Origin of the sequence: Sagittula marina, assembly GCF_014196795.1 — a bacterium.
In the GTDB taxonomy this organism is placed as follows: domain Bacteria; phylum Pseudomonadota; class Alphaproteobacteria; order Rhodobacterales; family Rhodobacteraceae; genus Sagittula; species Sagittula marina.
Window position 1 is genome coordinate 26,602 of the sequence record NZ_JACIEJ010000016.1, and the last position, 24,771, is coordinate 51,372.

Annotated in this window: 22 protein-coding genes and 1 pseudogene; 8 read left to right on the plus strand and 15 right to left on the minus strand. The window is 61.0% G+C overall.

Translation table 11 applies throughout. From position 1 onward, the window contains the following. Positions 1 to 59: 59 nt before the first annotated feature. Complete coding sequence (locus GGQ68_RS21755) at positions 60 to 1,076, plus strand: LacI family DNA-binding transcriptional regulator (protein WP_183969733.1); 1,017 nt, start codon at positions 60 to 62, stop codon at positions 1,074 to 1,076. Between the two features lie 480 nt (positions 1,077 to 1,556). Here GGQ68_RS21755 and GGQ68_RS21760 read toward each other — a convergent pair whose 3' ends face one another. The 4 genes from GGQ68_RS21760 to GGQ68_RS21775 all read right to left on the minus strand — a co-directional run bounded on the left by GGQ68_RS21760 (position 1,557) and on the right by GGQ68_RS21775 (position 4,970). Beyond that, positions 1,557 to 2,120 carry a P-loop nucleotide/nucleoside kinase family protein gene (locus GGQ68_RS21760; RefSeq protein WP_183969735.1) on the minus strand — a complete coding sequence of 188 codons (564 nt, stop codon included), beginning with the start codon at positions 2,118 to 2,120 and terminating at the stop codon, positions 1,557 to 1,559. Further along, entirely contained in the window at positions 2,117 to 3,079 is a 963-nt protein-coding gene (locus tag GGQ68_RS21765) for an ROK family protein (protein WP_246429502.1), read from the minus strand. Before GGQ68_RS21765 ends, GGQ68_RS21760 begins: the two co-directional genes overlap by 4 nt. After that, the gene (locus GGQ68_RS21770; protein ID WP_246429498.1) at positions 2,985 to 3,824 is read right to left on the minus strand and encodes a tagatose-bisphosphate aldolase; all 840 of its coding nucleotides are present in this window, start codon (positions 3,822 to 3,824) and stop codon (positions 2,985 to 2,987) included. Before GGQ68_RS21770 ends, GGQ68_RS21765 begins: the two co-directional genes overlap by 95 nt. Positions 3,825 to 4,037: 213 nt before the next feature. Continuing rightward, positions 4,038 to 4,970 carry a sugar-binding transcriptional regulator gene (locus tag GGQ68_RS21775; protein WP_246429499.1) on the minus strand — a complete coding sequence of 311 codons (933 nt, stop codon included), beginning with the start codon at positions 4,968 to 4,970 and terminating at the stop codon, positions 4,038 to 4,040. 149 nt (positions 4,971 to 5,119) lie between these two features. Between GGQ68_RS21775 and GGQ68_RS21780 the strand changes: the two genes are divergently transcribed. The 3 genes from GGQ68_RS21780 to GGQ68_RS21790 are packed head-to-tail and all read left to right on the plus strand — an operon-like array spanning position 5,120 to position 7,844. Continuing rightward, the gene (locus tag GGQ68_RS21780) at positions 5,120 to 6,091 is read left to right on the plus strand and encodes an ABC transporter substrate-binding protein (protein ID WP_183969740.1); all 972 of its coding nucleotides are present in this window, start codon (positions 5,120 to 5,122) and stop codon (positions 6,089 to 6,091) included. Positions 6,092 to 6,096: 5 nt separating this feature from the next. Then, positions 6,097 to 7,101 carry an ABC transporter permease gene (locus GGQ68_RS21785; RefSeq protein WP_183969742.1) on the plus strand — a complete coding sequence of 335 codons (1,005 nt, stop codon included), beginning with the start codon at positions 6,097 to 6,099 and terminating at the stop codon, positions 7,099 to 7,101. Continuing rightward, positions 7,098 to 7,844 carry an ATP-binding cassette domain-containing protein gene (locus GGQ68_RS21790; protein ID WP_183969744.1) on the plus strand — a complete coding sequence of 249 codons (747 nt, stop codon included), beginning with the start codon at positions 7,098 to 7,100 and terminating at the stop codon, positions 7,842 to 7,844. Before GGQ68_RS21785 ends, GGQ68_RS21790 begins: the two co-directional genes overlap by 4 nt. A gap of 251 nt (positions 7,845 to 8,095) precedes the next feature. Here GGQ68_RS21790 and GGQ68_RS21795 read toward each other — a convergent pair whose 3' ends face one another. Continuing rightward, positions 8,096 to 8,314, minus strand: a complete 219-nt coding sequence (locus GGQ68_RS21795) for a hypothetical protein (RefSeq protein ID WP_183969746.1) — start codon at positions 8,312 to 8,314, stop codon at positions 8,096 to 8,098. A 243-nt stretch (positions 8,315 to 8,557) separates the two neighbouring features. Between GGQ68_RS21795 and GGQ68_RS21800 the strand changes: the two genes are divergently transcribed. Both GGQ68_RS21800 and GGQ68_RS21805 read left to right on the plus strand, forming a co-directional pair. Then, positions 8,558 to 8,824, plus strand: a complete 267-nt coding sequence (locus GGQ68_RS21800) for a helix-turn-helix domain-containing protein (protein ID WP_343056040.1) — start codon at positions 8,558 to 8,560, stop codon at positions 8,822 to 8,824. Between the two features lie 26 nt (positions 8,825 to 8,850). Continuing rightward, on the plus strand, positions 8,851 to 10,143 hold the full coding sequence (locus tag GGQ68_RS21805; RefSeq protein WP_246429500.1) for a type II toxin-antitoxin system HipA family toxin: 1,293 nt from the start codon (positions 8,851 to 8,853) through the stop codon (positions 10,141 to 10,143). A 514-nt stretch (positions 10,144 to 10,657) separates the two neighbouring features. On the opposite strand, the gene GGQ68_RS21810 is transcribed toward GGQ68_RS21805, so the two are convergent. The 7 genes from GGQ68_RS21810 to GGQ68_RS21840 form a co-directional block, all read right to left on the minus strand. Then, positions 10,658 to 12,652, minus strand: a complete 1,995-nt coding sequence (locus GGQ68_RS21810; RefSeq protein ID WP_183969750.1) for a CocE/NonD family hydrolase — start codon at positions 12,650 to 12,652, stop codon at positions 10,658 to 10,660. 43 nt (positions 12,653 to 12,695) lie between these two features. Further along, on the minus strand, positions 12,696 to 14,294 hold the full coding sequence (locus GGQ68_RS21815; RefSeq protein WP_183969752.1) for an ABC transporter ATP-binding protein: 1,599 nt from the start codon (positions 14,292 to 14,294) through the stop codon (positions 12,696 to 12,698). Beyond that, positions 14,291 to 15,127 (minus strand): ABC transporter permease, encoded by an 837-nt coding sequence (locus tag GGQ68_RS21820; RefSeq protein ID WP_183969754.1) that lies wholly within the window; start codon positions 15,125 to 15,127, stop codon positions 14,291 to 14,293. Before GGQ68_RS21820 ends, GGQ68_RS21815 begins: the two co-directional genes overlap by 4 nt. 1 nt (position 15,128) lies before the next feature. Further along, positions 15,129 to 16,088, minus strand: a complete 960-nt coding sequence (locus GGQ68_RS21825; RefSeq protein ID WP_183969756.1) for an ABC transporter permease — start codon at positions 16,086 to 16,088, stop codon at positions 15,129 to 15,131. After that, positions 16,088 to 17,641, minus strand: a complete 1,554-nt coding sequence (locus GGQ68_RS21830) for an ABC transporter substrate-binding protein (RefSeq protein WP_183969758.1) — start codon at positions 17,639 to 17,641, stop codon at positions 16,088 to 16,090. Before GGQ68_RS21830 ends, GGQ68_RS21825 begins: the two co-directional genes overlap by 1 nt. Positions 17,642 to 17,869: 228 nt before the next feature. After that, positions 17,870 to 18,760 carry a LysR family transcriptional regulator gene (locus tag GGQ68_RS21835; protein ID WP_183969760.1) on the minus strand — a complete coding sequence of 297 codons (891 nt, stop codon included), beginning with the start codon at positions 18,758 to 18,760 and terminating at the stop codon, positions 17,870 to 17,872. Positions 18,761 to 19,153: 393 nt separating this feature from the next. Then, positions 19,154 to 19,861, minus strand: coding sequence for a helix-turn-helix transcriptional regulator (locus tag GGQ68_RS21840; RefSeq protein ID WP_183969762.1), 708 nt, complete (start codon positions 19,859 to 19,861; stop codon positions 19,154 to 19,156). A gap of 87 nt (positions 19,862 to 19,948) precedes the next feature. On the opposite strand from GGQ68_RS21840, the gene GGQ68_RS21845 reads away from it, so the two are divergent. Continuing rightward, positions 19,949 to 20,347 (plus strand): VOC family protein, encoded by a 399-nt coding sequence (locus GGQ68_RS21845; RefSeq protein ID WP_183969764.1) that lies wholly within the window; start codon positions 19,949 to 19,951, stop codon positions 20,345 to 20,347. Positions 20,348 to 20,431: 84 nt separating this feature from the next. Here the strand turns inward: GGQ68_RS21845 and GGQ68_RS21850 are convergent, their stop codons facing one another. Further along, complete coding sequence (locus GGQ68_RS21850) at positions 20,432 to 21,400, minus strand: GlxA family transcriptional regulator (protein ID WP_221235685.1); 969 nt, start codon at positions 21,398 to 21,400, stop codon at positions 20,432 to 20,434. A gap of 94 nt (positions 21,401 to 21,494) precedes the next feature. Between GGQ68_RS21850 and GGQ68_RS21855 the strand changes: the two genes are divergently transcribed. Continuing rightward, positions 21,495 to 22,448, plus strand: coding sequence for an alpha/beta fold hydrolase (locus GGQ68_RS21855; protein ID WP_246429501.1), 954 nt, complete (start codon positions 21,495 to 21,497; stop codon positions 22,446 to 22,448). A gap of 532 nt (positions 22,449 to 22,980) precedes the next feature. Here GGQ68_RS21855 and GGQ68_RS21860 read toward each other — a convergent pair. Continuing rightward, positions 22,981 to 23,883, minus strand: a pseudogene (locus tag GGQ68_RS21860) (transposase). 336 nt (positions 23,884 to 24,219) lie between these two features. After that, on the minus strand, positions 24,220 to 24,657 hold the full coding sequence (locus GGQ68_RS21865) for a hypothetical protein (RefSeq protein WP_183969768.1): 438 nt from the start codon (positions 24,655 to 24,657) through the stop codon (positions 24,220 to 24,222). Between the last annotated feature and the right edge of the window lie 114 nt (positions 24,658 to 24,771).

Genomic DNA, 24,771 nt, shown 5'->3' on the forward strand with positions numbered 1-24,771 from the left:
ACTCTTGTTTCGCCCCATTCTGAAGGGATAGGTTGCCCGGAATACGGCGGGACGGATAGATGCAAGACAATAGCAAGACACAGCGCAACAGGCGTGGCATGGAGCGCGTGACAATGGCGGATGTGGCCCGACACGCAGGGGTCTCGGCCTCTTCTGTGTCGCTTTTCCTGCGAAAACCCGACGCCGTCTCAGTGCGTATCGCGCCCCGTATCGCCGCCGCCATTGAGGAAATGGGCTACGTCCCCAACTTGGTGGCGGGCGGTTTGGCTGCCGCGGGCTCGCGGGTCGTCAGCGTCATCGTGCCCTCCCTGCGCAATGCTTTCTTCTCAGAAACCGTTACCGCTCTTGAAAGGCATCTCGCGCGCAAAGGCCTGCAGACTCTTGTCGGGCACACCGAGTATTCTCTGGATCAAGAAGAAGCTTTGGTCCGCGCCGCGCTGTCATGGGCGCCGGCCGCCATCGTTCTGACTGGCGGTCAACATACGCAACGGACCCGAGACCTGCTCCGCAAGACCGCAACGCCGGTGGTCGAAATGTGGGAGCTGCCCGCCGAACCCATCGACCGCGCCGTTGGTTTCAGTCACGAGCAGGTCGGGGGCGAGATGGCTCGGCATTTCATCGCCTGCGGGTACCGCAGGGCCGCTTTTCTTGGTGCGCGCCTGCACGAAGACACACGCGCCGACAGCCGCGCGCGCGGGTTCGTCTCGGCTATGGAGGCAGCAGGATGCGAGGCTTTTGTAACCACCGAGAAGGCGCCAGCCAGCGCCGCCACAGGGGCGCATCTGCTCGACGCAGTGGTGGCGGGGCGAGCCCGCGCGGTGGCCTGTTCGAACGACACGGTGGCCCTCGGCCTGTTGTTTGAGGCGCAAAGACGAGGCATCGCCGTCCCTGACACGCTGGCAGTCGCCGGATTCGGGGACCTTGATTTCGCCGCGCATTGCGTGCCGACACTCACAACCATTCGCCCGCAAGCTGATCGGATCGCCGCCACCGTGTCACGCTGCATCCTTGATCAAGATCATACGGAGAGACTTTACTCGATTCAGTTCAACCTGATCGTCCGCGGCAGCACATAAATGTTACATAATCCACATTATTGGACTTTCTGGGGTAGCCGGGTGGATTCACGTCCGAAGTGCAAAATCTTTATTCAAACCTAATGTTTGACGGAGGATCACCAATGGGCCGCTAGTCCCCTCACCGAAGTTTCCGTGAATGAATATTGCCGAGTGACGTCAACCCAAGGTGCCAGTCTCTTGGATTGCGGATTGGTGGAGGCATGTATGAGAAGCGCCATCCACCGCAAACCGTCGCAACGACCCTTGAGCCATCAGGTAGCAGCCCGGACGCCAAACGTGGTTTTGCGCCGCCTCCTCGCCCTGGCAGAGCGACGTGGCCTGCATGCCCGAATTCGAGTTGCGGCAGCTGTGCGACCAGCTCAGCAACGCACCCCGCCAAATGCCTGCGCTGGAAGACCCCGGCACAGGTCTTTCACGAAAAGAGGATAGACGAGCTCGGCCGCCGCTCCCACCCTCGCAGGTAATGGGCGCAGCGCTTCAGGTCGCGCGCGCAGTCGATGATCGTAGTTCTGCGAAAATGCGTTCGACGATATTGTCGTCGGGCGGCGCTTCCGCATCGACTTTAATGACGGGACCGAAATCGCCGAACGCCTCGGCCTTGGAGGCCAATTCCTTGAGTTCGTCAGCATAACTGGCGGGCGGATGTCCGGGGTGCCGGTCGCGCTGAAGATATCTTCGTCTCGCCACTTCAGGCGAGACCGAGCACCAGACCTCAATCACTTTTGAAACTCTTGCAGCTGTGAGGTGCGCCTCGAGTACGGAGCGAGGTTGGAACCCATGCCAGGCATCGACGACCGGAACAAGCTCATCTGGAAACTCGGCAATGGTGTTGAAGATCGCGGCATAGCTTGCGCGCCCGAGCATGCGATTGTGCTCCCGATCTCCTATGCCCAACTCGGGATAGAGAGCCTCCTTGATTGTATCGAGGCCGAGCGGCACCGCGCCTAGATCACGCGCAAGAAGACCGGAGACGATGTACCGACTGATGGTTGATTTTCCGCTGGCCGGGACGCCGTTCACAATAACCACCGAACGTGTCAAACATTCTCCTCCTGCAATGCGTGCAATCCTGCGCCGATCACGCCGGCATCATCGCCAAGTTTGGCGGGTCTTATAGGTGTGCTGAACCATGATCCGTTTTCCGGCAACACGTGCAAAGCGCGGCACATCTCAGCGCCGAGTCCTCCCCCGATCACGATACGGTCAGGATCGACCACGGCAACAAGCGTCTGCAAGGCGCGCTGCATCGGTCCCGCCCATGTCTGCAAAACCGCGCGCGCTGTGCTATCTTCCTGTTCCGCCATACAAAAGAGCGTTTCGGCTCGTGTGTCTTCTGGAAACCCGGCTTCTTTAATCAACCGCGCGAGCGCTGTGCCAGAACTGAAGGTCTCTACGCAGCCTGTACGACCGCAATTGCAAATCGGCCCGGTTTCCGAGACGACGATATGGCCGAACTGACCTGCGAAATCACCGCCGTGCCAAGGCTTGCCGGCGAGAGCTATCGCGCCGCCAATGCCTGTGCCCACCGTGACCATCAGGGCGAGATCGCCGTCATCTGCATCTGCGACATGCACTTCGGCAAGCAATGCCATCATCGCATCATTGTCGAGGCGTGCCGAGAGTCCTGTCTGCCGCTCAATCCCGGTGGCGAGATCTATACCGGCAATATCAAGGTATCCTGCAGAGATAATCTCGTTGCTACGTGCTCTTACGCGTCCGGGCAGACCGACGCCAACGCGCCGGTCCCCGGGTCTCTGGACAGTCGAGATCATCCGCAGAATCTGTGAGACGAAGCCTTCCTGGTTTGAGACCACTGGCTCGATGATGCGGTCAAGAATGCGTCCCGACGCGTCTATGCGGCCCGCGCGAATGCGCGTGCCGCCGACATCTACTCCGATGGCCGCTTCAGTTTGCTGTCGCGCTGGCATCGAGCACTTCCTGAATCTCGCGCAAGCGGGAGCTGGCGATTTCCTCGAGCTTTGTGCGCCGTTCGTCGGCATCAAGAGAGATGCAGTCTTTCCAGAGAGCCCGCCCTGCAATCACGCCGGATGCACCACACTCCATGGCGGTCCGCACTTGTCCAATGAATGTCTCATGATCGACGCCAGCAGACAGCACTGCCCAAGGTACACCTGCGCAAAGCTGTGTAATCTTGCGGCAAGCATCGGCGTTGCCGGGATATGGCAGCTTCAGCACCTTTGCCCCAAGCTCAAGCGAGATTCTGGCACTTTCTACGATGAGGTCGGGAAAGGCCTTTGCGTAGGCTTCGTCGCTTTCACCGTCCAACTGATAGGTCAGGATCTCCACGACCAGCAAAAGATCCTCGCTGGCGAAATCAGCAATGCACTGCTTGATGATCTCGATGTTGGCTCCGTTCGCTTCCACGGTATCCGGGCGCAGGTAGACCATCAGCTTGGCACCGGTGCCCCCCAGCTCACGCGTGCGCCGAGCGTCGATCCCTGGAACGAGCTTTGACAAGCGATAGCCCTTGTCATCCAGATCCCAGCCGGAATCGTCCAGACCGATCAAAAGCCCGGTGTCGCGCGCAAGAACACCGTCGTCGACGACCGCCGGGACCGCACAGGTCGCGTCAAGAAGAATGCAGGACGCCTTGTTGGCAAGGTGCGTGACGATACCCGCCTTTACGACGCCCAAAGTCTTAGTATCGATGGCTTTCTGCTCCGCCTCGGTTGCAGCGAGAACCTTGCGCATGCCGCCGCGCTGATCTGCGGCAACCACCATCATTAACCCGTTCTCCCCGCAAATCTGCTGGTATCCTCGCCGCTCTGCGGTCGTCATCTGCGCATTCATCTTGAAATCCCTGATCTTGTGCCGTCACGGGCAGTCCCCCGCCGGTCTTTCGATCCCGCGCCCATTCGGTATGGGCGTTCAACCATAGGCCGGACGGTATGAGGACCGCATCCGCGATTCAACAATTAAATTCAGAAATTACTTTCACTAATGCCCGTCTGGAGAGACGTTGAGGCTCGCGAGCAGGTCGGACGCGGTTGCACTGTCAGTCACCAGAGCGTTCACCATGCCGCTTCGAACTGCGCCGAGAATGGCATCCGCTTTGTCGTGTCCAGCCGCCACGCCAATGCTGAGCGGGATCCGCCTCATGTCGAGACGCGGGATCGCCATGAGGTCTTCCTCACCGTCCCAAAGCACTTCGATGCCGTCGATATCGTAATATCGACGCGCCACGTCACCTACGACCCGAGCCCGGTTCGTCTCACCGAAGTGGAGTGTTTCGATGTAGGCGGCCTGCGCGATGGAGCCTATGCCGAAGATCGCCGCATCCACTTTGCTCCAGGATTCAAACACCCGACGGCTCTTTGGGTCGCGCTCCAGAACGCCGCGGAGCTCCTTGGACGCGAGGTAAGGCGCATGGAGGAACATCGCCTGCCCGCCGGTCGATTCGGCCGCCAATCGCACCAATTCGTTGATCTGGAAATGCGGCTCGGTCTCTTCCATGCCACCAATGCAGGGCACGATGGAGCTGCCCGGCAGCTTCGGAAGCCCTTCCATCAGCACGGATTTGATGGTGCGCCCCCATCCGATCGCGATGACCGGACTGCCCGGCAAGTCTCCCTCCCGCAGAAGTTCGGAGACACGATAGGCCATGTCGTGGGGCCGGGTCGATTCGCAGACGCTTGCTGCCCGCAATCCGAGCGCGGTGGCCAATTTGGCTCCGAGTGCATCGGTTTCGAAGATGTCAGCAACTTTGATCTGCACCACGCCCTCTTCGCGGGCGCGGGCCAAAACGCGGGATGCGCTTGCCGTCGAGATATCCAGCTTTTTCGCGACGTCCCTCTGCGATAGGCCGTCCACGTAATGCAACCGAGCAGCCATATGCATCAGGCTTCGGTCCAGAATACGTCTCTTGCTCATCTTACCCTCCTTCCGTGCTGTGAAATTAATTTCATATATTTTCTTCTTGAATTGAGCCGACAGGAAATGCAACCGTTGTGTGACACCTGACTGAACTGACTTGTCAACGTGTCAGAACGGCAAAAGCCGTAAAATGGGAGGAAATTATTATGAAACGCTTTTTCGCGGCCACCGCCGTTGCTGCCACGCTTGGTTTTTCCGGCGCTGCCAATGCACAGGAAGATCTGTCGATCACGCTGCTGCCGGGGCTGACCACCGATGCCTTCTACATCACGATGAATGTAGGCGCACAGGCCGCTGCCGAAGATCTGGGAATCGAAGTAAACTTCCAGGGCCCCGAGGAATGGGACCCGGTTCTGCAGACCCCTGTTCTTGACGCAGTCATCGGCCGCGCGCCAGATGCGTTGCTGATCGCTCCGACGGATGCGGTGCAGATGATCGAACCACTTCGCCGCGCGCATGAGGCCGGCATTCCGGTCATCACGGTGGACACATTCATCGATGACGGCCTCTACCAGACAGGTTCGGGAGATGGCGATTTCCCGATTTCGTATATCGCGTCGGACAACCTTCTTGGTGGTCGAATGGCCGCACGGGCTATGGCGGACAAGATCGGTGGTAGCGGAAAAGTCTACATCGCGAGCAACCGCCCCGGTATTTCCACAACGGACCAACGTGAAGAAGGCTTCAAGGCGGAGATGGCCGAGAACTTTCCCGACGTAGAAGTCCTTGAAACCCAATTCAACGAGAACGATGCTTCTTTGGCGGCGTCCCAGTTTCAAGCCGTCTTTGCACGGAATTCGGACGTGGCCGGCGTATTCGGTGCCAACCTGTTCTCTGCGCTTGGAGCAGCAAACGGTGTGGCTGGCGCAGGCGCTCAGGACGACATCGTCGTGGTGGCCTTCGATGCTCCCCCGAGCATCACCGAGAACATTTCGGATGGCGCCATCGATGTCGCGATTGCTCAGCACCCCGCGGAAATCGGCTACTACGGCGTCATGACAGCCTATGCCCACCTGACCGGTCAGTCCGTACCGACCAAGATCGGCACCGGTTTCACGACAATCACGGCCGACAATGTCTCTGACGAAGACATCGCGAAATTCATCTACTCTGAGTGAACCGGATGTCTGATATAAACAACAACGGGTTTTCATTCGTGAAAACCCTACTCAACGCCTGGTCATGGCTGTTTCTCGCCCTGATCCTGGCATTCTTCGAAATTTACGCTCAGGTCGAAACGGGATCGACCTTCATCTTCCGGGCTTACAATATCCAGTCCGTGGCCGTCGCGGCCTCGCAGATCCTGCTGCTTTCTCTCGGCCTGACATTGGTGGTGGTTGCAGGACACATCGATCTTTCAATCGCGTTCACCACCGGGCTCGCTGCCGTTGCAATGGCGTTGACGGTCCGCTTGCTCGGGGACGCAAATGGCTGGGTCGTCTTCGCGGTGGCGATTAGCGTCGGCATGCTGGCAGCCGTGGTCGTTGGCTTGGTCAACGGGTGGTTGGTCGCCTATCTCGATGTTCCGAGTTTCATCGGTACGCTGGGGACCTACGGCATCGCACGGGGTGTCGCGCTGATCGTTGCAGGCGGGGCAACCGTTTCGATCCGCTCCGAAGAGGTCCGCGCCTTCGGCAACGGAGACATCCTTGGGATTCCCGTGCCAGTTGTCATGGCCCTGGTTCTGGCGGGCGCCTGCCACTACCTGCTGACCTATACGAAATTCGGCATCTATACATACGCGCTTGGCGCCAACCGCGCATCCGTTGAACGCGCCGGGGTCGATGTGAAGCGTCACCTGATCAAGCTGTTCGTGCTGTCCGCGCTGACAGCCGGGATCGGGGGGCTGGTGTATACTGGTCGCTTCTCCGCTGGTGCGGCGAATGCTGGTGAGCCTATCCTGCTCTACGCGGTTGCTGCTGTCTTTATCGGCGGGGCCTCTCTGACCGGCGGTCAGGGAACCATTATCGGCACCGTCATAGGCGCGATCATTATTGCGGTCATCCAGTTCGGCTTGGTCTTCTCTGGGCTGCCCCCCTACTGGCAGTTCGTGGCAGTTGGTCTCGTCATCGTCGTCGCCGTGTTGGTTGACCAATCACGCGACAAGTTTCTCGGAGGGGCAAAATGAAACCCATTCTGCAGGTGCAGGGGCTGGCGAAACGCTTTGGCGCGATCACGGCTGTGAAAGATGTGAACTTCGACGTTTATCCAGGTGAATGCGTCGTGCTCGCCGGGGACAACGGCGCCGGAAAGTCCACGGTGATCAAGATGATTTCGGGGGTTCATCTGCCGAGCGAAGGCAAGATCATCTTCGACGGCCAGGATATCACGAACAGCCCGCCGGAAACCGTGCGAAATGTCGGCATAGAAACAATCTATCAAGACCTGTCCCTTGCGGACAATCTTGACCCCGGCCTGAACCTCTACCTCGGGCGAGAGAAGATGAAGCGTGTGTTCGGCCTGCCGGTGCTGGACCGCAAGGCCATGCAGGCGGATGCGGTCGAGGTCCTGAAGGGGCTTGGCATCAAGGTGCCTGATCCGGGCGCGAGGGTGCGTGAGATGTCAGGTGGCCAACGCCAGTCGATCGCGATTGCCCGCGCGATCCACTGGGAGGCCAAGCTGGTCATCATGGACGAGCCGACAGCTGCTCTGGGCGTTCCTGAGCAGCGGGAAGTCATGGCGCTCATCGACCGCCTCAAGCAGCGCGGCGTCGGCATCATTCTTATCTCTCACAACCTTCCCGACATTTTCGCGGCGGCTGACAGGATCTTTGTGCTCGCGCGCGGGGTCATTGGCGGTGAGCGTCGCCCGAGTGAGACAACGGACGAGGAAATCGTGCGGCTGATGATGGGCGCGACGATTGACACCTGAGCCGAGCAGGACGCCTCGCCCTGTGGCGCGGCGCAGCTCACGGCCCAACATAGGGTATAGACATGAACTGTCTCGGTAAAAGTTGAGCTTGTAGCGGTTTGATGCCGCTCCTTCGATGGCTATTACTGCTCCGAGGGAGACCGGATATGGGGCTGAAACGAAAGGAAAAGCTCCGCCAAGATGCGGTGCATACAGTGCTGTCCAACGGGCTAACGCGCACTGTTTGCTGATGATCCGGGCGTGGACGTGGCTCACGGCACACAGCAAGGGCCCGTGGGGGGGGCGAGTTCCGGCTCGATGGTCGTCTTTCTGTCGACCAACCTGTGCAGGATATTCTGCACATTGGCTTTTGTGGCGATCCCCTCGGCCCGCGCCATTTCCACGAGGACCAGCAAGGCCTTTTCGTCGTGATGCAGGACCAGAGCGAAGATATCGACCATTTCCGGATCACTGTCGGAACGGCGCAGCATGAGGTCTTGCAGCTACAGAGGCAGTCAGGTTGACGGCTTAACCTGACCGACTTCAAATGGATCACTACAGCGCATCGCTTTATGATGCGGGTTCACCAAGGCAGAAGTGTAGGCGCTTACACAGATTCAGCCCGCAAGTCAGGGCCTATTTCTATACGCCCCAAGAGATAAACGCGCTTTATGCGTCAAGGCGTATAAGGTGAAAATATGCGCTGCACCGATTATTGAACTTTATACCTTTTGGTGTATATTGACGCCATGAATCATTTGGCGCGCACACCACGACAGATCGGCACCATCATCCAGCGCACGCGTAAGAAGCGCGACTGGACACAGATGAAGCTCGCTGAACAGGCGGGGCTGCGTCAGGCGACGATCTCGATGATCGAGAGTGGAGAAAGGCCCGCAAAACTTGAATCCATCCTCGCTGTACTCGCGGCTCTTGATCTGGAATTCAGGATTGGAGAGCGCTCCAAGGGCCATGAAAGTGACATTGAGGATCTTTTCTGATGGGACGGCGTCCGGCCTATGCGCCGTTGCGCGTCTATCTGAACAACCGCCGCGTCGGCACGTTACGCCGCGAGGCCAGCGGTGCCATCGGCTTTTCATACGAAGCGGACTGGCTGGACTGGGAACATGCCCTGCCGGTTTCTTTGTCACTTCCGCTCAGAGAGACCCCCTATCGCGGAGAACCTGTCTCTGCCGTCTTCGAGAACCTGCTACCTGACTCTGACAAGCTGCGGCGCCTGGTGGCCGAAAAAGTCGGCGCACGCGGGACCGACGCCTTTAGCATGCTGTCCAAGATCGGCCACGACTGTGTGGGGGCGCTGCAATTTATCGCAGGAGATAACGAAGCCCCTGACACGATCGGCAAGATCGAAGGTGAAACGGTAAATGACGCTGCCATCGAAAAGATCCTGAACGGATTGAGCCAGGCGCCGCTTGGCCTGGCCAGCGATGATGCCTTTCGAATTTCAGTCTCGGGCGCGCAGGAGAAGACCGCGCTACTTTGGCATGAGGGCCAGTGGGTCAAGCCCCACGGAGCGACGCCGACGACGCACCTGATAAAGACACAGATCGGCAAGCTGCCCGGTGGCATCGATCTCTCTGACAGCGTCGAGAACGAATATTATTGCCTCAAACTCACCGAAGCATTCGGCTTGCCGGTGAACACCGCCAGCATCGAAACCTTCGGTGAGACCTCGGCCCTGGTCATCGAGCGCTTTGATCGACGCTGGACCAAGGACGGGCGATTGCTGCGTCTGCCGCAGGAAGATTGCTGTCAGGCACTCTCAATGCCGCCCTCATTGAAATACCAAAACGAGGGCGGCCCCGGCATGATCAACGTTCTCGGCTTGCTTGAGGGCAGCGACACCCCGATCAAGGATCAGAACATCTTTCTCAAAGCCCAGCTCGTCTTCTGGCTGATGGGCGCGACAGATGCCCATGCCAAGAACTTCAGCGTGTTCCTTGGCCCAGGCGGTGGTTATCGCATGACCCCGCTCTATGACATCCTGACAGCACAAGGGGCACTGGATGCCGGCCAGATTGAACGCAAAGAGATGAAAATGGCCATGTCGGTCGGCAACAGCCGCCACTACCGCTTCGACCAGATCCACGGACGGCATTTTGTGCAAACGGCAATGCGCGCCGGACTTTCAAAAAAGCGTGCAACAGACATCATTGAGGAGACTGCGGCCAGAGTGCCCGAAGCCCTCGAAGCTGCCGCCGCCGCTGTTCCGAAGTCCTTTCCGTCGGCCATTGTCGATACCGTTAACAACTCGATTATGGATCGCCTTGGGGGCCTGAAGCTGGCGAGCACCGTTTAGCGCCAAGTACCTCGCACCCTCAGCCCCAAGAAGGCGCGGCGCGTACACCTCCCCTGATATATTCGCCCTGACAGCCAGGCATGTTTTGCTGAATTCTGAAACAACCCCAAAATGCACAACTAGCGTGAACAGTGGTGCCCGCGGAAACCCCGACTCATCCCCGGAATTTGGGTCGAGGTAACCTTGCAAAACCAATTTACTGCAAGGTTATCTCGGAACCGGAGCGCCCGGCGGACTTTTCAAGCCATGATCACCTCAGACAACCTGAACCGACGTCCCTCTCCGTTCCGGCCGCGCCTGTTGGACGTAGCCTTGCTTCTGGACGGGTGAGGACTGGCCTTGGCGAAACTTCTTTGGATTTTCGCCACGCCAGACCGGTCGTCCTCAGCCTTGATCTGTTATCCGCTGCACCCTTGCGTCGTACACAAGGCGACGGGTCACGGGCTGAGCGCGCTTGACCCGTGCCCGCGTCGATTGCCATACACCTGTCCATCGGGCGGGGCTCTTCACCTTTTCAGATCAGGTTGCGGGGCACAGACTCCTCCCACTCGCGGGTCTTCACCGGCGCGCCGTTGTGGCTCACGGCCATGCGTCCCTTCAGGTAAAAGCTGTCACGATCCGAGGTCATCTCGGTTTCGAGGCGAATGACCGTCTGCCAGCCATCACGGCCTATCTCGTAAACCTGGTCCAGCCGATAGGCCGCCGAGGTGGGATCATCGGGCTGGATTTTCAACTCGCGTCTCAGGCTGTGCGACAGCACCGTACCCACTTCGTCAAAGCGCAGCACGCCCTCGCCGAACAGGCCACCCTGACCATCGGTGACGTAGGTCACCTCGCCTGTGAGAAAGTCGGTGGTCACCGTGCGTTCCAGCTGTGCGGGCCGGATCATGGTGACTGGCACATCGATGCCATGCGCCGGAGGTTCGAATCCGGGATGCGTGTCGCCGCCCTTGCGCACAGGCAGGTGCAGGCACGAGCCCGCGGTGTCGATCGTGAGGGTTGCGGCTTCGGGCGATGGCCAGATGATCGGCCAGTAGGCCGTGCCCACCGACACCCGCATCCTGTGACCGGCCGCAAAGCGATGACCGCAGGCCGAAAGCTTCACCTTCACAGTCTCGAACCGGCCCGGCTCGAGCGGCTTCGGATCGGCATGGCCGTCGCGATGGGTCAGGTTCAGCACCTGGTAAGTGACGCGGGTGATCTGACCGTCCGGTGCCACGTCGCCGATGCGCACAACGACCTGCGCCACGGGCTTGTCCGATGCGAGGTGCAGGTCCAGCTCCGGCACGCCGAGAATCTCCAGATCCTCTTTCAGGACCGGCGTGTCAAAGGTCAGCGCGCCACCGTCGTCGATCCGCTGATCGGCGGGCATCTCGCCCGGACAGCCGACGGCCATCCATTCGCCCGCGGCGATGCCATGGCTTTGCGGCGAGCAGATCGGCAACAGAGCGGGCGTTTGCGCTGCATCCCCCAGCGTGCCGTCACCGCCGAGATGCATCTGCCGCATCGGCTCGTCCAGCGGCCATGCGCTTCCGACCCAGCGACCGGGCTGGTGCGGGCGCGTGGGATTTGGCGCAATGGGATCGTTGATGTAGGCGCGCAGCTTCGGCTCGTCCATCACGCCGGTCTCGCGGCCCTTGAGCCACTGGTCCCACCAGCGCGTCGCCTCCTGCAGAAAGCCGATGGCGGGGCCCGGTGCGCCGTCATGGGGATAGACATGCCCCCAGGGCCCGATGATGCCGCGCGTGGGTACCTGCAAGTTCTCGAGCAGGCGCGGGACCGAGTTGGTGTAGCTGTCCGCCCAGGCCCCGACCACCAGCACCGGGCATTCGATGGCCGCGTAATCCTCCTGCACCGAGCCATGCTTCCAGTAGTCGTCATACGTCTGATGTCTGGCCCAGAGTGCGGGAAAGAACGGCAGGTCGTCGAGCCGCTTTTCCCAGGCGCCGCGCCAGTCCTCGCCGGTGATCTCCGGGTCCTGAGGGCGGGCCTGGTAGGCCATCATGATCGACCCCCACCAGAGGTTGTCGTTCAGCAGGCAGCCATTCATGAAGTGAATGTCGTCCTTGAACCGGTCGTCGGTGGAGTAGCAGGTGATGATCGCCTTCAGCGCCGGAGGACGTCGCGCGGCCACCTGCAGGGAATTGAAGCCCGACCAGCTTTTGCCCATCATGCCGACATTGCCGTCGCACCAGTCCTGCGCGGCGATCCAGGCGATGACTTCGACCGCGTCGTCCTGTTCCAGCTCCAGGTATTCGTCGGCCATGTGGCCTTCGCTGTCGCCGGAGCCGCGAATGTCGACGCGCACGGCGGCATAGCCGTTTTGCACGAAATAGCCGTGCATCGGGGCATCGCGACCGCGCGTGCCGTCGCGCTTGCGGTAGGGAATGTATTCCAGGATCGCAGGCACGGGCGCGCCGGTCAGCCCATCGGGCAGGAAGATGCGGGCGCTCAGCCGGGTGCCGTCGGACATGGGAATCCAGACGTGTTCGATGATTTCGGTGGCCATGTCGGGCTCCGTTTCTTGGTAGGTATTGATTGTGTCGGAAGGCTCAGGGCGCGGTCAGCACCTGGTCCAGCCAGCCGGGATCGAGCTGCGGCACAGAGGCCAGCAGCTTGCGGGTGTAGATCTGCCCCGGTGCCTCGAAGAGCCTGTCCGTCTCGGCTTCTTCGACGATGCGGCCCTTCTGCATGACCACCGTTCGGTCGGCGAGGCGCTTTACCACCGACAAATCGTGGGTGATGAAAAGATAGGTGATCCCCAACTCGTCCTGCAGGCGGCGTAGAAGGCGGAGAATGTCCTCGGCCACCAGCGGGTCAAGCGCCGATGTCACCTCGTCGCAGATGATGAGGTCCGGCTTGGCCGCCAGAGCCCGCGCAATGCAGACCCGCTGCTTCTGTCCGCCCGAAAGAGCGTCTGGCAAGCGGTCGGCCATCTCGGCAGGCAGGCCGATCTGCTCCAGCAGGCGCAGCACCTCGGCGCGGTTGGCACGTCCCGTCAGCCCCTGGAAGCGGGTCAGAGGGCGGCCGATGGTCTCGCCGACGGTCTGTCGAGGGTTCAGCGCCACGTCGGGCAACTGGTAGATCAGCTGGATCCGGCGCAGCAGGTCCTTGCCCCGCTTGCGGTAGCTCGGCGGCAGGGCAGCACCGTCGAACATCACCGCGCCTTGTGACGGCGGCAACAGCCCCGCCACGACCCGTGCCAGCGTCGATTTGCCCGAGCCGCTTTCACCGACGATTGCAACGGTCTCGCCCTGTTTCACCGACAGCTCGATCTCGGAGATGACCGGTACCTTGCCATAGGTGGCGTCCACCCGGTTCAGGCGCAGCAGCTCCCGCCCGGTCTTGTGCGCCGCGCCCGCCGGCGCCGACAGGCTGGCCTGCCGTTCCGAGACAAGGCGTCGGGTGTATTCCTCGCGCGGGGCGGTGAGGATCTGCTGCGTCGGGCCGGTTTCGATCTCCTGACCGTGGCGCAGCACCACGAGGCGGTCGGCGACCTGGGCGATCACGGCCAGATCATGCGTGATGTACAACGCCGATCTGCCGTATTTGCGGATCGTGTCCCGCAAGAGGCGCAGCACCTCGATCTGTGTCGTCACATCCAGCGCCGTGGTCGGCTCGTCCAGCACGAGGATGTCCGGCTTGCAGGCCATGGCCATGGCCACCATCGCCCGTTGCAGCTGGCCGCCCGAGACCTGGTGCGGGAAGCGCCGTCCGAAGCTCTCCGGTTCGGGCAGGCCGAGCGCGGTGAACAGCTCGACCATCCAAGCGCGGGCCTCCGTCTCGGTCATCAGGCCATGGTAGAGCGGCGCCTCGATGATCTGTTTTTCCAGCCGGTGCGCCGGGTTGAAGGCGGCGGCGGCACTTTGCGCCACGTAGGCGATGCGCGCGCCCCGCACTGCTTCGCGGTCCTGTCGGCTGCAGTCGGCCAGGTCCCTGCCCGCAAGCAAAACCTCGCCCCCAGTGATCCGGCAGCCGCCACGACCATAGCCCATGGCCGCGAGGCCAATCGTGGATTTGCCCGCCCCGCTTTCCCCGATCAGGCCGAGGATCTCGCCTTGTTCGAGGTCGAGGGACACGCCGTGCAGCAGCTCCGTGCCGCTGTCGGTGGATACCCGCAGGTTACGGATGCGAAGGATCTTGTCGCTCATCTGTTGTCTCCCTGCACGGTGGTGCGGCCGGACAGCATCCAGTCCACGGTGAGGTTTACGCCGATGGTCACCAGCGCGATTGCTGCGGCGGGGAACAGCGGGGCGTAGAGCCCGTAGAGGATGCCCTGCTGATTGTCGCGCACCATGCCGCCCCAGTCGGCAAAGGGCGGTTGCACCCCGAGCCCGAGAAAGGACAGACCCGCCACGAAGAGGAAGGTGAAGCAGAAACGCATGCCGAACTCGGCCACCAGCGGCGGCAGGACGTTGGGCAGGATCTCTCGGCGGATCATCCAGGCCAGTCCTTCGCCGCGCAGTCGGGCGACCTCGGCGTAGTCCATCACGTTGATCCCCTGCGCCACCAGGCGCGCCAGGCGAAAGACACGGGTGCTGTCGAGGCAAGCGATGGTGACGATCAGCACCGGTAGCGACGAGCCAAGCGCTTGCAATACCACCAGCGCCGAGATGAGCACGGGGATCGACATCACCGTGTCCACCAGCCGCGACAGGACGAGATCCAGCCAGCCGCCGCGGAGCGCGGCCAGGATGCCCAGCGGCACGCCGATGGCGAAGGACAGGCAGACAGCGGCCAGCGATATGCCGATGGACGTCTGGGCGCCGTAGAGCACGCGCGACAGCATGTCCCGTCCGTTCTGGTCGAATCCAAGCGGGTGGCCGGGCTGCGGCGCATCGAAGGGCACGCCGACAATCTCCTCCTGCCCGTAGGGTGCCAGCATCGGCCCGAACGCAAAGAGGAACAGGTTGATGGCGATCAGCGCCATGCCGATCCAGCCGGTCAGCGGAACGGCGGACAGACGAGAGGTCACAGCCGTCATCTCAGGCCTCCTTTCCGCGCGGATGGCGCAGGCGCGGGTTCAGGGCGATGGCGGCGATGTCGGCAACCATGTTGAGAAACACGTAGACCGCGCCGAAAATCATCGCAGCCGCCTGCACCAGCGGCAGGTCACGACGCGACACGGCGTCGACCATGAACCGGCCCAGCCCGTTGTAGTTGAACACCGCCTCGACCAGCACCACGCCGGTGATGAGATAGGCAATGTTGAAAGACACCACGTTGACGATGGGCGCCGCCGCATTCGGCGTGGCGTGGCGCAGCACCACGCGACCATTGCGCAGCCCTTTAAGGTAGGCGGTTTCCACGTAAGGCTGGTCCATCACGCCCAGAACGGTGGTCCGGGTCATGCGCAGGATCTGCGCAGTGGTCACCATGACCAGCACCAGCATCGGCAGCGTTGTGGCACGGAACCAGGCGGCCATCCCCATGCCCTCGTAGGTGTCGGCAAGGCTCGGCAGCCAGCCGGTCTTGACCGACAGCCACAACACCAGCAGCAGGCCGAGGAAATATTCCGGCAGCGACACGAAGGCCAGCGCGGCCACGTTGCTCACCCGGTCGAAGATGCCGCCGCGCAGCGCCGCCGCCATGATGCCAAGGCCGACGGCCAGCGGCACGGCGATCACACCGGCATAGGCGGCCAGCGACATGGTGTTCCAGAACCTCGGCCACAGCAGACCGGCAACCGGCTGGCCACTGGCCATCGACCGGCCCATGTCCCCTTGCAGGAACCCGGTCAGCCACTCGACGTAGCGTTGCAGCGCCGGCACATCGAGGCCAAGCTCTGCGCGCAGGCGGGCAAGGCTCTCGGGGGTGGCGCTCTGGCCAAGGATGGCACCGGCCACGTCCCCCGGCAGGATCTCGGTGCCGGCAAAAACCAGCACCGACACCAGCCAGAGCGTGAACACGCCCAGCACCGCTCGTTTCGCGATAAGGGTCAGCATCAGGCGTCGAACCACACTTTCTCTGCCATGCGCGCGCCCATGAGGTTGAACATGGCATGGGGCTTTACGCCACGCAGCTCGGTCGAGACCGCGTCAAGGTAGTCGCCGAACATCGGGATCATCGCGCCGCCGTCCTCGTTGATCAGCGCCTGACATTCCCAGTAGATTTCGCGCCGCTTTTCTTCGTCCAGAAGCGCACGGGCCTCTTTCAGCAGGCTGTCGAAGCGGTCGTTCTTCCAGCGGGTGTCGTTGTAGGACGAGGTGGATTCATAGGCGATGGACAGCATCTGGTCCGCCGTTGGACGTCCGCCCCAGTAGGACATGCAAAAGGGCACCTGCATCCAGACATCGGACCAGTAACCATCCGCTGGCTGCCGGTCGATGGTCACGTCGATGCCCGCGCCGGTTGCCGCGGTGCGGAAGACCGCGGCCGCATCCACCGCCCCCGAGAAAGCCGCATCGGAGGCCGACAGAGTCACCGCCAGCGGGTCCATCCCGGCCTTCTTAGCGTAAAACTGGGCCTGTTCGGGGTCATAGGCGCGCTGCGGCAGTTCGGAATTGTAGAACCGGTCGGTCTGCGGGATCGGGTGGTCGTTGCCCAGCTGGCCGTAGCCTGCCAGCGCGGTATCGAGCAATTGCTGCCGGTCGACGCTGTGCTTGACCGCAAGACGTGTATTCACGTCGGTGAAAGGCGCCTTGGTGCAGTCCATCAGGAAGGTGAAGTGCTGACCTCCGGCCGAGCGCACGATCTCAACCCGGGGGGCGCGGGCAAGCAGGTTCACGGTCTTGAAGTCGACGGCGTTGATCGCCTGTACCTGGCCGGACATCAGCGCGTTGGTCCGCGCTGTCACGTCGTTGATGACCAGAACCTCTACAGCGTCCACGTTGGCGCAGCCGGGCTTCCAATAGTCTTCGTTGCGGACGAAACGGCCTCGCACGCCCGGCTCGATACGCTCGGGAACAAAGGGGCCGGTGCCCACCGGGTTGGACCAGTCGTCGAAGCCTTCGGGCACCACCAGCAGGTGATAATCGGACAGCACGTAGGGCAGGTCCGCGTTGCCGCTTTCCAACGTGATGCGGATCTGGTGCTCGCCCAGTTTCTCGATCTCGGTGATCGGCTCCACGATGGATCGCGCCGCCGAGGAGCTGTCGCCGCGGTGCAGGTTGAGCGAGTAGATCACATCATCCGCCGTCAGCGACTTGCCGTTGTGAAAGGTGACGCCCTTCCGCACATCGAACGTCCAGACAACTGCGCCGGGTTCGGCCTCCCAGTTTTCCAGCAGCTCGGGCTGGGCGATATTGTCGCTGTCGATCTCGATCAGACCATTCATGACCATGTAGGCCTGGTTCACCGGCACCCAGTCGGCCAGTTTGCGCACATCGAAATCATCGGTGGTCGAACCGCCGCTGATACCAAGCTTCAGCACCCCGCCCCGGCGCGGTGTTTCCTGAGCGCGCAGCGGCAGTCCGGACAGCCCCAGAAGACCCGCGCCTGCCATTCCGGCCAGCAGGCCACGGCGGTTGATCCCAAATTGGTCATGCGGCTTTGTCATGTCGTCTCCACTCTCTGTCTTGTCTTGCTTTCGGGTCCCTAAATAAATGGCCCGCAGTTTCGCCCGGAACCTCACGAGATTACTTCAAATTTACAAATGAATTTTTGTCATGCCCCTAGGAGGAGCGCGCAACACGCCAGCTTTTCATAGGTTTCATTCGAGGTGTGATGGTCGTCCAATGGGACCGGGGCCGTGCTTTGCACATGAAACAGGCAGACACCGGCCAGCTCAGCCAGCGGGCCATCGCGGGTTGCTGGCCTCCAGCCAGTCGGCCACCTGACGGGCCATGCGGCGTTGATGACGCGTGGTGGGTCGCATCAGGTAGTACTGGCCGTGGCCGTGAAAGCTGCGGGAGTCGGCGGGCACGAGGGTGCCATTTTCAAGGTCGTCGGCGATGAACAGGCTCCAGCCCATGGCGACGCCGATCCCCTGCCGAGCCGAGGCGATAGACAGGTGGTAATCGCCCAGTTTCCAGCGCATCGCGCCCTCGGGCAGGCGCAGCCCGGCGGAGGCCAGCCAGTTGCCCCAGTCGGTCCATTCCTTGTGGGTTTCTTCCACCGTCAGAAGCAGCGGCGCCGATTGCTCGGCCAGCGGCACGCCTCCCGGGGCCATGACGGGAAACATCTCTTCCGGAGCGAGCGAAATCGCCTGGTGATCGGTCGGCCTCACGAAGCGATAGTAGATGGCCAGGTCGTATTCATCGTGGCGCAGCTGCTCGAAGAAGTCGTTGACCACCAGCTTGAGCTCAAGATCGGGAAAGGCCGCGCGCAGGGCGTGGAAGCGCGGCATCATCCACAGGTCGGCCACTGCGCGGGAACAGGCGATGGTCACCCGGTCCATTCCCTGGCGGGTGAACTGGTCGACCTCCAGCGATTGCAGGGCGTCAAGGGCACGTCCAACCTCCTTGGCGTATTCCTCCCCGATCGGGGTCAGGATCACGCCGGAGGGCTGCCGTTCGAAAAGCGCTGCGCCGACGTAATCTTCGAGCTGGCCAATCTGACGGCTGACCCCGCTCTGGGTCAGAGCCAGCAGCTGCGCGGCGCGGGTGAAGCTGCCGCAGCGGGCTACCGTCTGAAAGGCAACGAGGCTGCGCAGCGGGGGGAGGCGTCCGGTATCCATGTCGCGCTTATACAGCCGGCGGCGCAACGGTCTAACCGTTGTTTGTCCATAGTCTCCCGTTTCGGCCCTGCTCGCCGACATTCCCGCAAGACCATGCTGTGCAGATATGCCAGATGGCTCTTCAATTCATTAGGTCAGCGTGTCGCGCAGTTGCGGAGGATGTCGCCATGATCACGTTCTTGAGCCTCGGCCCAAGCGGACGCGACCTCAGCGAACACCCAATCGAGGGAGCCCGTACAGATGGGCGGAAACCGGACCTTCGTTGCGCCTCAACAAAAGGTCCGCATCGTGGAAACTTACCGCCGCGTGCGTGATCACAGTTATTGACCGCATCCTGCCTGTAGTTATCGCTCGATCAAGCCAGTTGGTATAGCCGACGTGCCCATCAGGGCGCTACACGTTGCGGTTCCCGGCCTCCATTTCGCTTTCACGTTGCTCATGCCAGTGGCGCATCATATCCGCCCGCCGTTTGGCCGGCCTTCGTTCGAGTACCTCGATGTGGGACATGCGCTCCAAGCGGAAATGGCGGAGGGCGCTCCTTTTCTCGCACCAGGCAATCAACAGGCAACGGGTATCTTCGTAGCCGAGCAGGATCGGCCAGACTTGGCGCTGGCTGATTGACCCGTCGAGCGCCCGATAGCTGAATGTCACCACGCGCCAACGACGTATGGCCTCCCTCAGGGAAGAGGTATCGAGCATCGCGCCCGGGGCGGTTGCAATCGACTTCACGCCCAAAGCGGGCTGCTCCAACACGGTGCGGCTGGGCTCGGGCAGTGACAGCCGGATCTTCGACAAGGCGTCCAGGGCAAGACGGGCCAGCGCCTGATCGGGGTGACGGCTCACCCATTGTGCGCCCAAGGCAAGGGCTTCGGTCTCGTCGGGTGACAAGGCCAGCGGGCGCATCTCGTAATCATCGTCGAGCGTGTAGCCGAATCCCGCCGTTCCATGGATCGGGACCCGGCGACCGATGAGGTCGGCAATATCGCGGTAGACTGTCCTGCGCGACACTTCGAGTTCCTCCGCGATGGCGGCGGCGGTTACGGCGCGTGGCGTGCGTCGCAGGATCTGGATGATCTGGAAAAGACGGTCTGTGCTGCGCATCCTGTTTCCTGTTGCCACAATGCTGTCAGCAGTAGCCTTCTACAAGCGCTCGTGGCCGGTCAAGCGCCGGCGAAAAAGGAATATAAAATGAAACTTGCTTCTGTCCGCCTCATTGCGCGGGATGTCCGGGCTCTTGTGGCCTTCTATGAAACCGTCACCGGCACGCAGGCCGAATGGCTGGCACCCGTTTTCGCGGAGATCGTGACGACGGGCGCATCGCTGGCCATCGGGTCGGAAGAGACCGTGGCGCTCTTTCAGGAAGGCAGTGCCGAAGCCGGGGCAAACCGGACGTCGATCATCGAACTTCAGGTGGAGGATATTGACGCTGAATTCGCGCGCCTGAAGACGCTGGATCTGGTCCATGCCCCAAAACGACTGCCCTGGGGAAATCGGACGTTCCAACTGCGTGATCCGGAGGGGAACCTCGTCAGCCTTTACATGCCGGAGACCGATGCCGCGAAGGCGCGATTTGGCTCAAGGTTCTAGGGTCATGGCGACCACCTAGAGCGACGGGGCCACTTGAGATACAAGGTCTGCTTTTGCCTTGGCTGAAGGTTTCGACAGCCTTGGCTAGACACCAAACTGGTGCCGATACTCTGAGGCTGAAATTCCAGAGATACGCTGGAAGATCTTACTAAAGGCAGAGGGGTCCTTGTATCCGACCTCCCACGCCACCTGATCCACGGGACGGTTGGTCAGCTCCAGAATACCTCGGGCTTTGGCAACTCGGGCCTGTTGGATGTACTCGGTGGGGGTGAGCGAGGTCGCTTTGGCAAAACGGCGCATGAAGGTCCGTTTCCCGAGATGTGCAAGATCAGAGAGATCGTCGAGGTTCAGTGATGCCGTCAGATCGGCATGGATATGGTGCTGAACCCGCAAAATTGCCTGGTCCCCATGATCGAAATTCGGAATAAATTCAGTAAAGGGAAGCTGCGTGGCCCGCGGCGGCTGGATGACCAGAAATCGGGCCGTCGACAGCATTGTACTGCGTCCAAAGAGACGTTCTACAAGGGTCAGGCCGAGATCGGTCCAGGCAAGGATGCCGCCCGCTGATATGACGTCACCATCGTCCAGCACCAGATTACGGTCGGCAACCTCGATCTCCTGGTAGCTTTCGGCAAGGTGTTTGGCGAACGCCCAATGCGTTGTGACACGCCTGCCTTTGAGCAATCCGCTTTCAGCCAGAACGAAGGCACCAGCACAGATCGAACATACGCGACTGCCATCTTTGTGTTGCGCGCGAAGCCACGCGGCCTCTTTTGGCATGGACTGCATCTTTTCGGGCATGACGACGCTGGGCGGTGTGATCACGTACCCCAAGCGATGGAGCTTGTTTGGATGGCTGTCCCAGACGCAGATGAGCTCGCCGTCTTCCTCGGCTCGCCAATGCGAAACCCGGACCTGTCGCGCGTTGTCACCGTCTGCCCATTCACCCGCAATCCGGAACAGATCGGTCAGCCCGTAGATCGCGGACATTTGGCAGTCGGGGTAAATCAGCAAACCGATCTCGCAGACCCAATCTTTCTTTGCGCTTGTCACTTTCGAACCCTTCTTTGTCATTTGTGACAATCGTGGAAAGCTCTCCGAATTGCAACATTGGCCTCGTCGAACAAGCAGTGCGGAGCCAATGACCATGACCCAATACGACCCCACCAGACGCGCCGTTTTGCAGATGGGTGCAGCCACTGCGCTGCTCTCGACGATGCCCGCCGCGCTTGCGGCACAGACCCTTACTCAGCAAGAAGGAGACATCATCATGTCGACCATCGAAACACGCGACGGCACCAGGATCTTCTACAAGGACTGGGGACCGCGCGATGCGCAGCCTATCGTCTTTCACCACGGCTGGCCGCTCAGCGGCGATGACTGGGACAACCAGATGTTGTTCTTCCTCGCCCACGGCTACCGGGTGATCGCCCATGACCGGCGCGGGCATGGACGGTCGGACCAGACCGACCTTGGCCATGACATGGCGACCTATTCAAACGACGTTGTCGATCTTGCTGCGGCGCTTGATCTGCAAAACGCGATCCATATCGGTCATTCGACAGGCGGCGGTGAAGTCGCGGCCTACGTGGCCAAGGCCGAGCCCGGCCGTGTCGCCAAGGCCGCGCTGCTGGGGGCCATCCCGCCCCTGATGCTGCAGACCGACGCCAACCCGGACGGTGTGCCGCTTGAGGTGTTCGACGGGTTCCGGGCCGCACTGGCCGCAAACCGCGCGCAGTTTTACCTCGATGTTCCGTCAGGTCCGTTCTACGGCTTCAATCGTGACGGTGCCGACGTTAGCCAGGGGTTGATCAACAACTGGTGGCGTCAGGGCATGATGGGCAGCGCGTCTGCCCACTACCAGTGTATCGCGGTGTTCTCCGAAACCGACCAGACCGAGGACCTCAGGGCGATGAACGTGCCGACCCTGGTGATGCATGGCGATGACGATCAGGTCGTCCCGATCGCAAACTCGGCCGAGAAAGCGGTCGAACTTCTGCCGAACGGGACGCTGAAGGTTTACAAGGGGCTGTCGCATGGCTTCTTTGCCACGCACCCTGAACTGGTGAACCCGGACCTGCTCAGCTTCGTGCAGAGCTGACGCCAGAGCTGCCGGGACCCGTTACAGGGCCCCGGCCACCACGCCGCCGTTGACCCAGACCGCAGCACGAGAAGAGCGGATATCTACCGTCTTGGCGGTGTCGGTCGTTTTGGGCTTGGAGCAGCCGTTCGCTTCGATTTGAATGAATGTCCGATCTGGGGCGGGAGCGACGGCCGCCGCTGCCTGCCAGGCGCACGACCCACTGCGTCGCTGCATGTCCGCTTCGAGGCCAACTAACCGCGCTGGTCGTAGGAAGTTTCGCAGTCGCTGCACGCGCGCGCCTGTCGCGGGCGGCCCAGATGTATGTACCGGACGCTGTTCGCAAATGATTTCTTGCACGATTTCGGAAGTCGCTCATACGTATCCGGCCTGTTGATCGACACGCGGGTCGTGGCCTTCTTGGGGTTCCGCACGCGCCGTGATCTAATTGGCGGAAAGGTCCACAAGGACCGAATGGGCCGTCAGATTCTGGGGGCGTAATTGTTCCGTTCCATGCTTTCGATCTGTCGCGAACTCCTTTGGGCGCGCCGCCTCAGATGCCAGCGGCGACCTCGTCTCGTGGTGCGTCAAACGCGGGTCTGTGTCTCAGAATGCTCCAGGCCATGCGTGCCATCCACTGCCCGGCAGGGCATGCCGCAGGCATGTCCCGATAGGGTTGTTGGCCAGTGCGACGGCCAGTTTGTTCCTGTTCATTCTTTCCAATTCCCGGATCAGCCAATCACCAAAGCTGAAATCCGGCCATCGATTGGCCCGCATCAGGATGACCTTTGCGGCCTGGACGAAGAGCATCCTCAGGTATCGGCTGCCGCTTTTAGAAATGCGGCCGAGCACCGTTTGTCCGCCGGTGCTGTATGGCCTGGGAACCAGGCCGACCCATGCGTCGAAATCCCGCCCACGCCTGAATGCCTCCCCTGTGCCGATTGCTGCAACCATGGCCGTCGAGATCATCGGTCCGATGCCGGGGATGGTCATGACGTTGACGCAGTTCTCCTCGGTGCGACTGATCTGTTCGATCTCTCCCGAGACCGCATCAATCCGGCCATCCAGCCAGAGCCAGTCCCCATAGAGGCCGATCAGGATCGCCCGCATGCAGGTCGAGCTGGTCCTGGCTCTTCGCAGGCACGATCGGCAGGTTCGGACGGACCGCCGCCACTGCGATGGCTTCGGCGTCATTGCAATCGTTCTTTTGCCCCTTGATGAACGGTTTCACGTAGATCGCAGGGATGATGCGCGGTTCAAAGCCCATCTTGCGAAGCGTCCAACTGACAAAATGGGCGCTCAGGCAGGCTTCCATCCCGACGATGCATCGCGGCAACTTCTCGAATGTCGCGACGAGGGCCAACCGCTTGATCTGTTTGCGCAACACAAGCTGGCCATACCGGTCAAACCCGACGAGATGGAACGTATCGATGCCGATGTCGATCCCGATGGACAATCAGCTGATCGAGGGTCTTCTTCTCCATGCTACTTCTCCAACTTGCAGACATAGGCACAGCCTAACCTGCTGGGGGAAGCAGCCGGCACATCCCATTAGCCGACCTTGGCTGGGTTCGGCTACGCCGCGACGCAGCTTCACGAGACCGGCCATTCGTCCATCGTGCGGCAGTTTCGTAAGGAGACGGGCGACAGAGCGGGAATAACCATCACTCCTTTCTTGCCACGCCGTGGGATCAGACATCAATTTTTTTGTCTGCAACGAAGATTATCTTCCAGTGTCGACTAAAGTCTTTCCAGACGTCACGAGAACAATGAAATCATGGCTTTCCGAGCTTCAACCGAACCGGCTCTTCAGGGTCGCGCTTACGGGATCTCCTTCAGAGACCAGCAGCTGGATACCGCTGAAACGCCAGCCATCAATTCGCTTTTTCAAGATAATAAAGGACGTGTAGGTGTCCTCTGCCAATTCGACGCCGTTTCGGAGAAAGCGAGTTTCATATGTGGCCCAGATGGTATCGTCATCTTTGAATTCCGCTTCAAAACAGCGGCGGACCATGTGGCTAAGCTTCTTGGCATTGATGGAACAAACCAAGGCTTCGCATATCGCTCTCATTTCGGACGTGTTCGCGGCAATCACTCTGCCCGACAGAGTCTCGATGGCGCACGGGATGTCACTGTATGCCATCATGGTATCGATGTCGCCGGACATTGTTGCGCCGGCGTGGTGATCCAGCCCGTCCTGCACAATCTCCAGAGCCTTGTAAGAAGCCATTTTCAATCCCCGCCGCATCGGTGTGCAACAAAAGCAAAAGTCCCTACTTTGGCAAGAGGAATATCTCTATGCGACGAGAGATTGGAAAGCCAAGGTGAAGCTTGGACCCGGTGC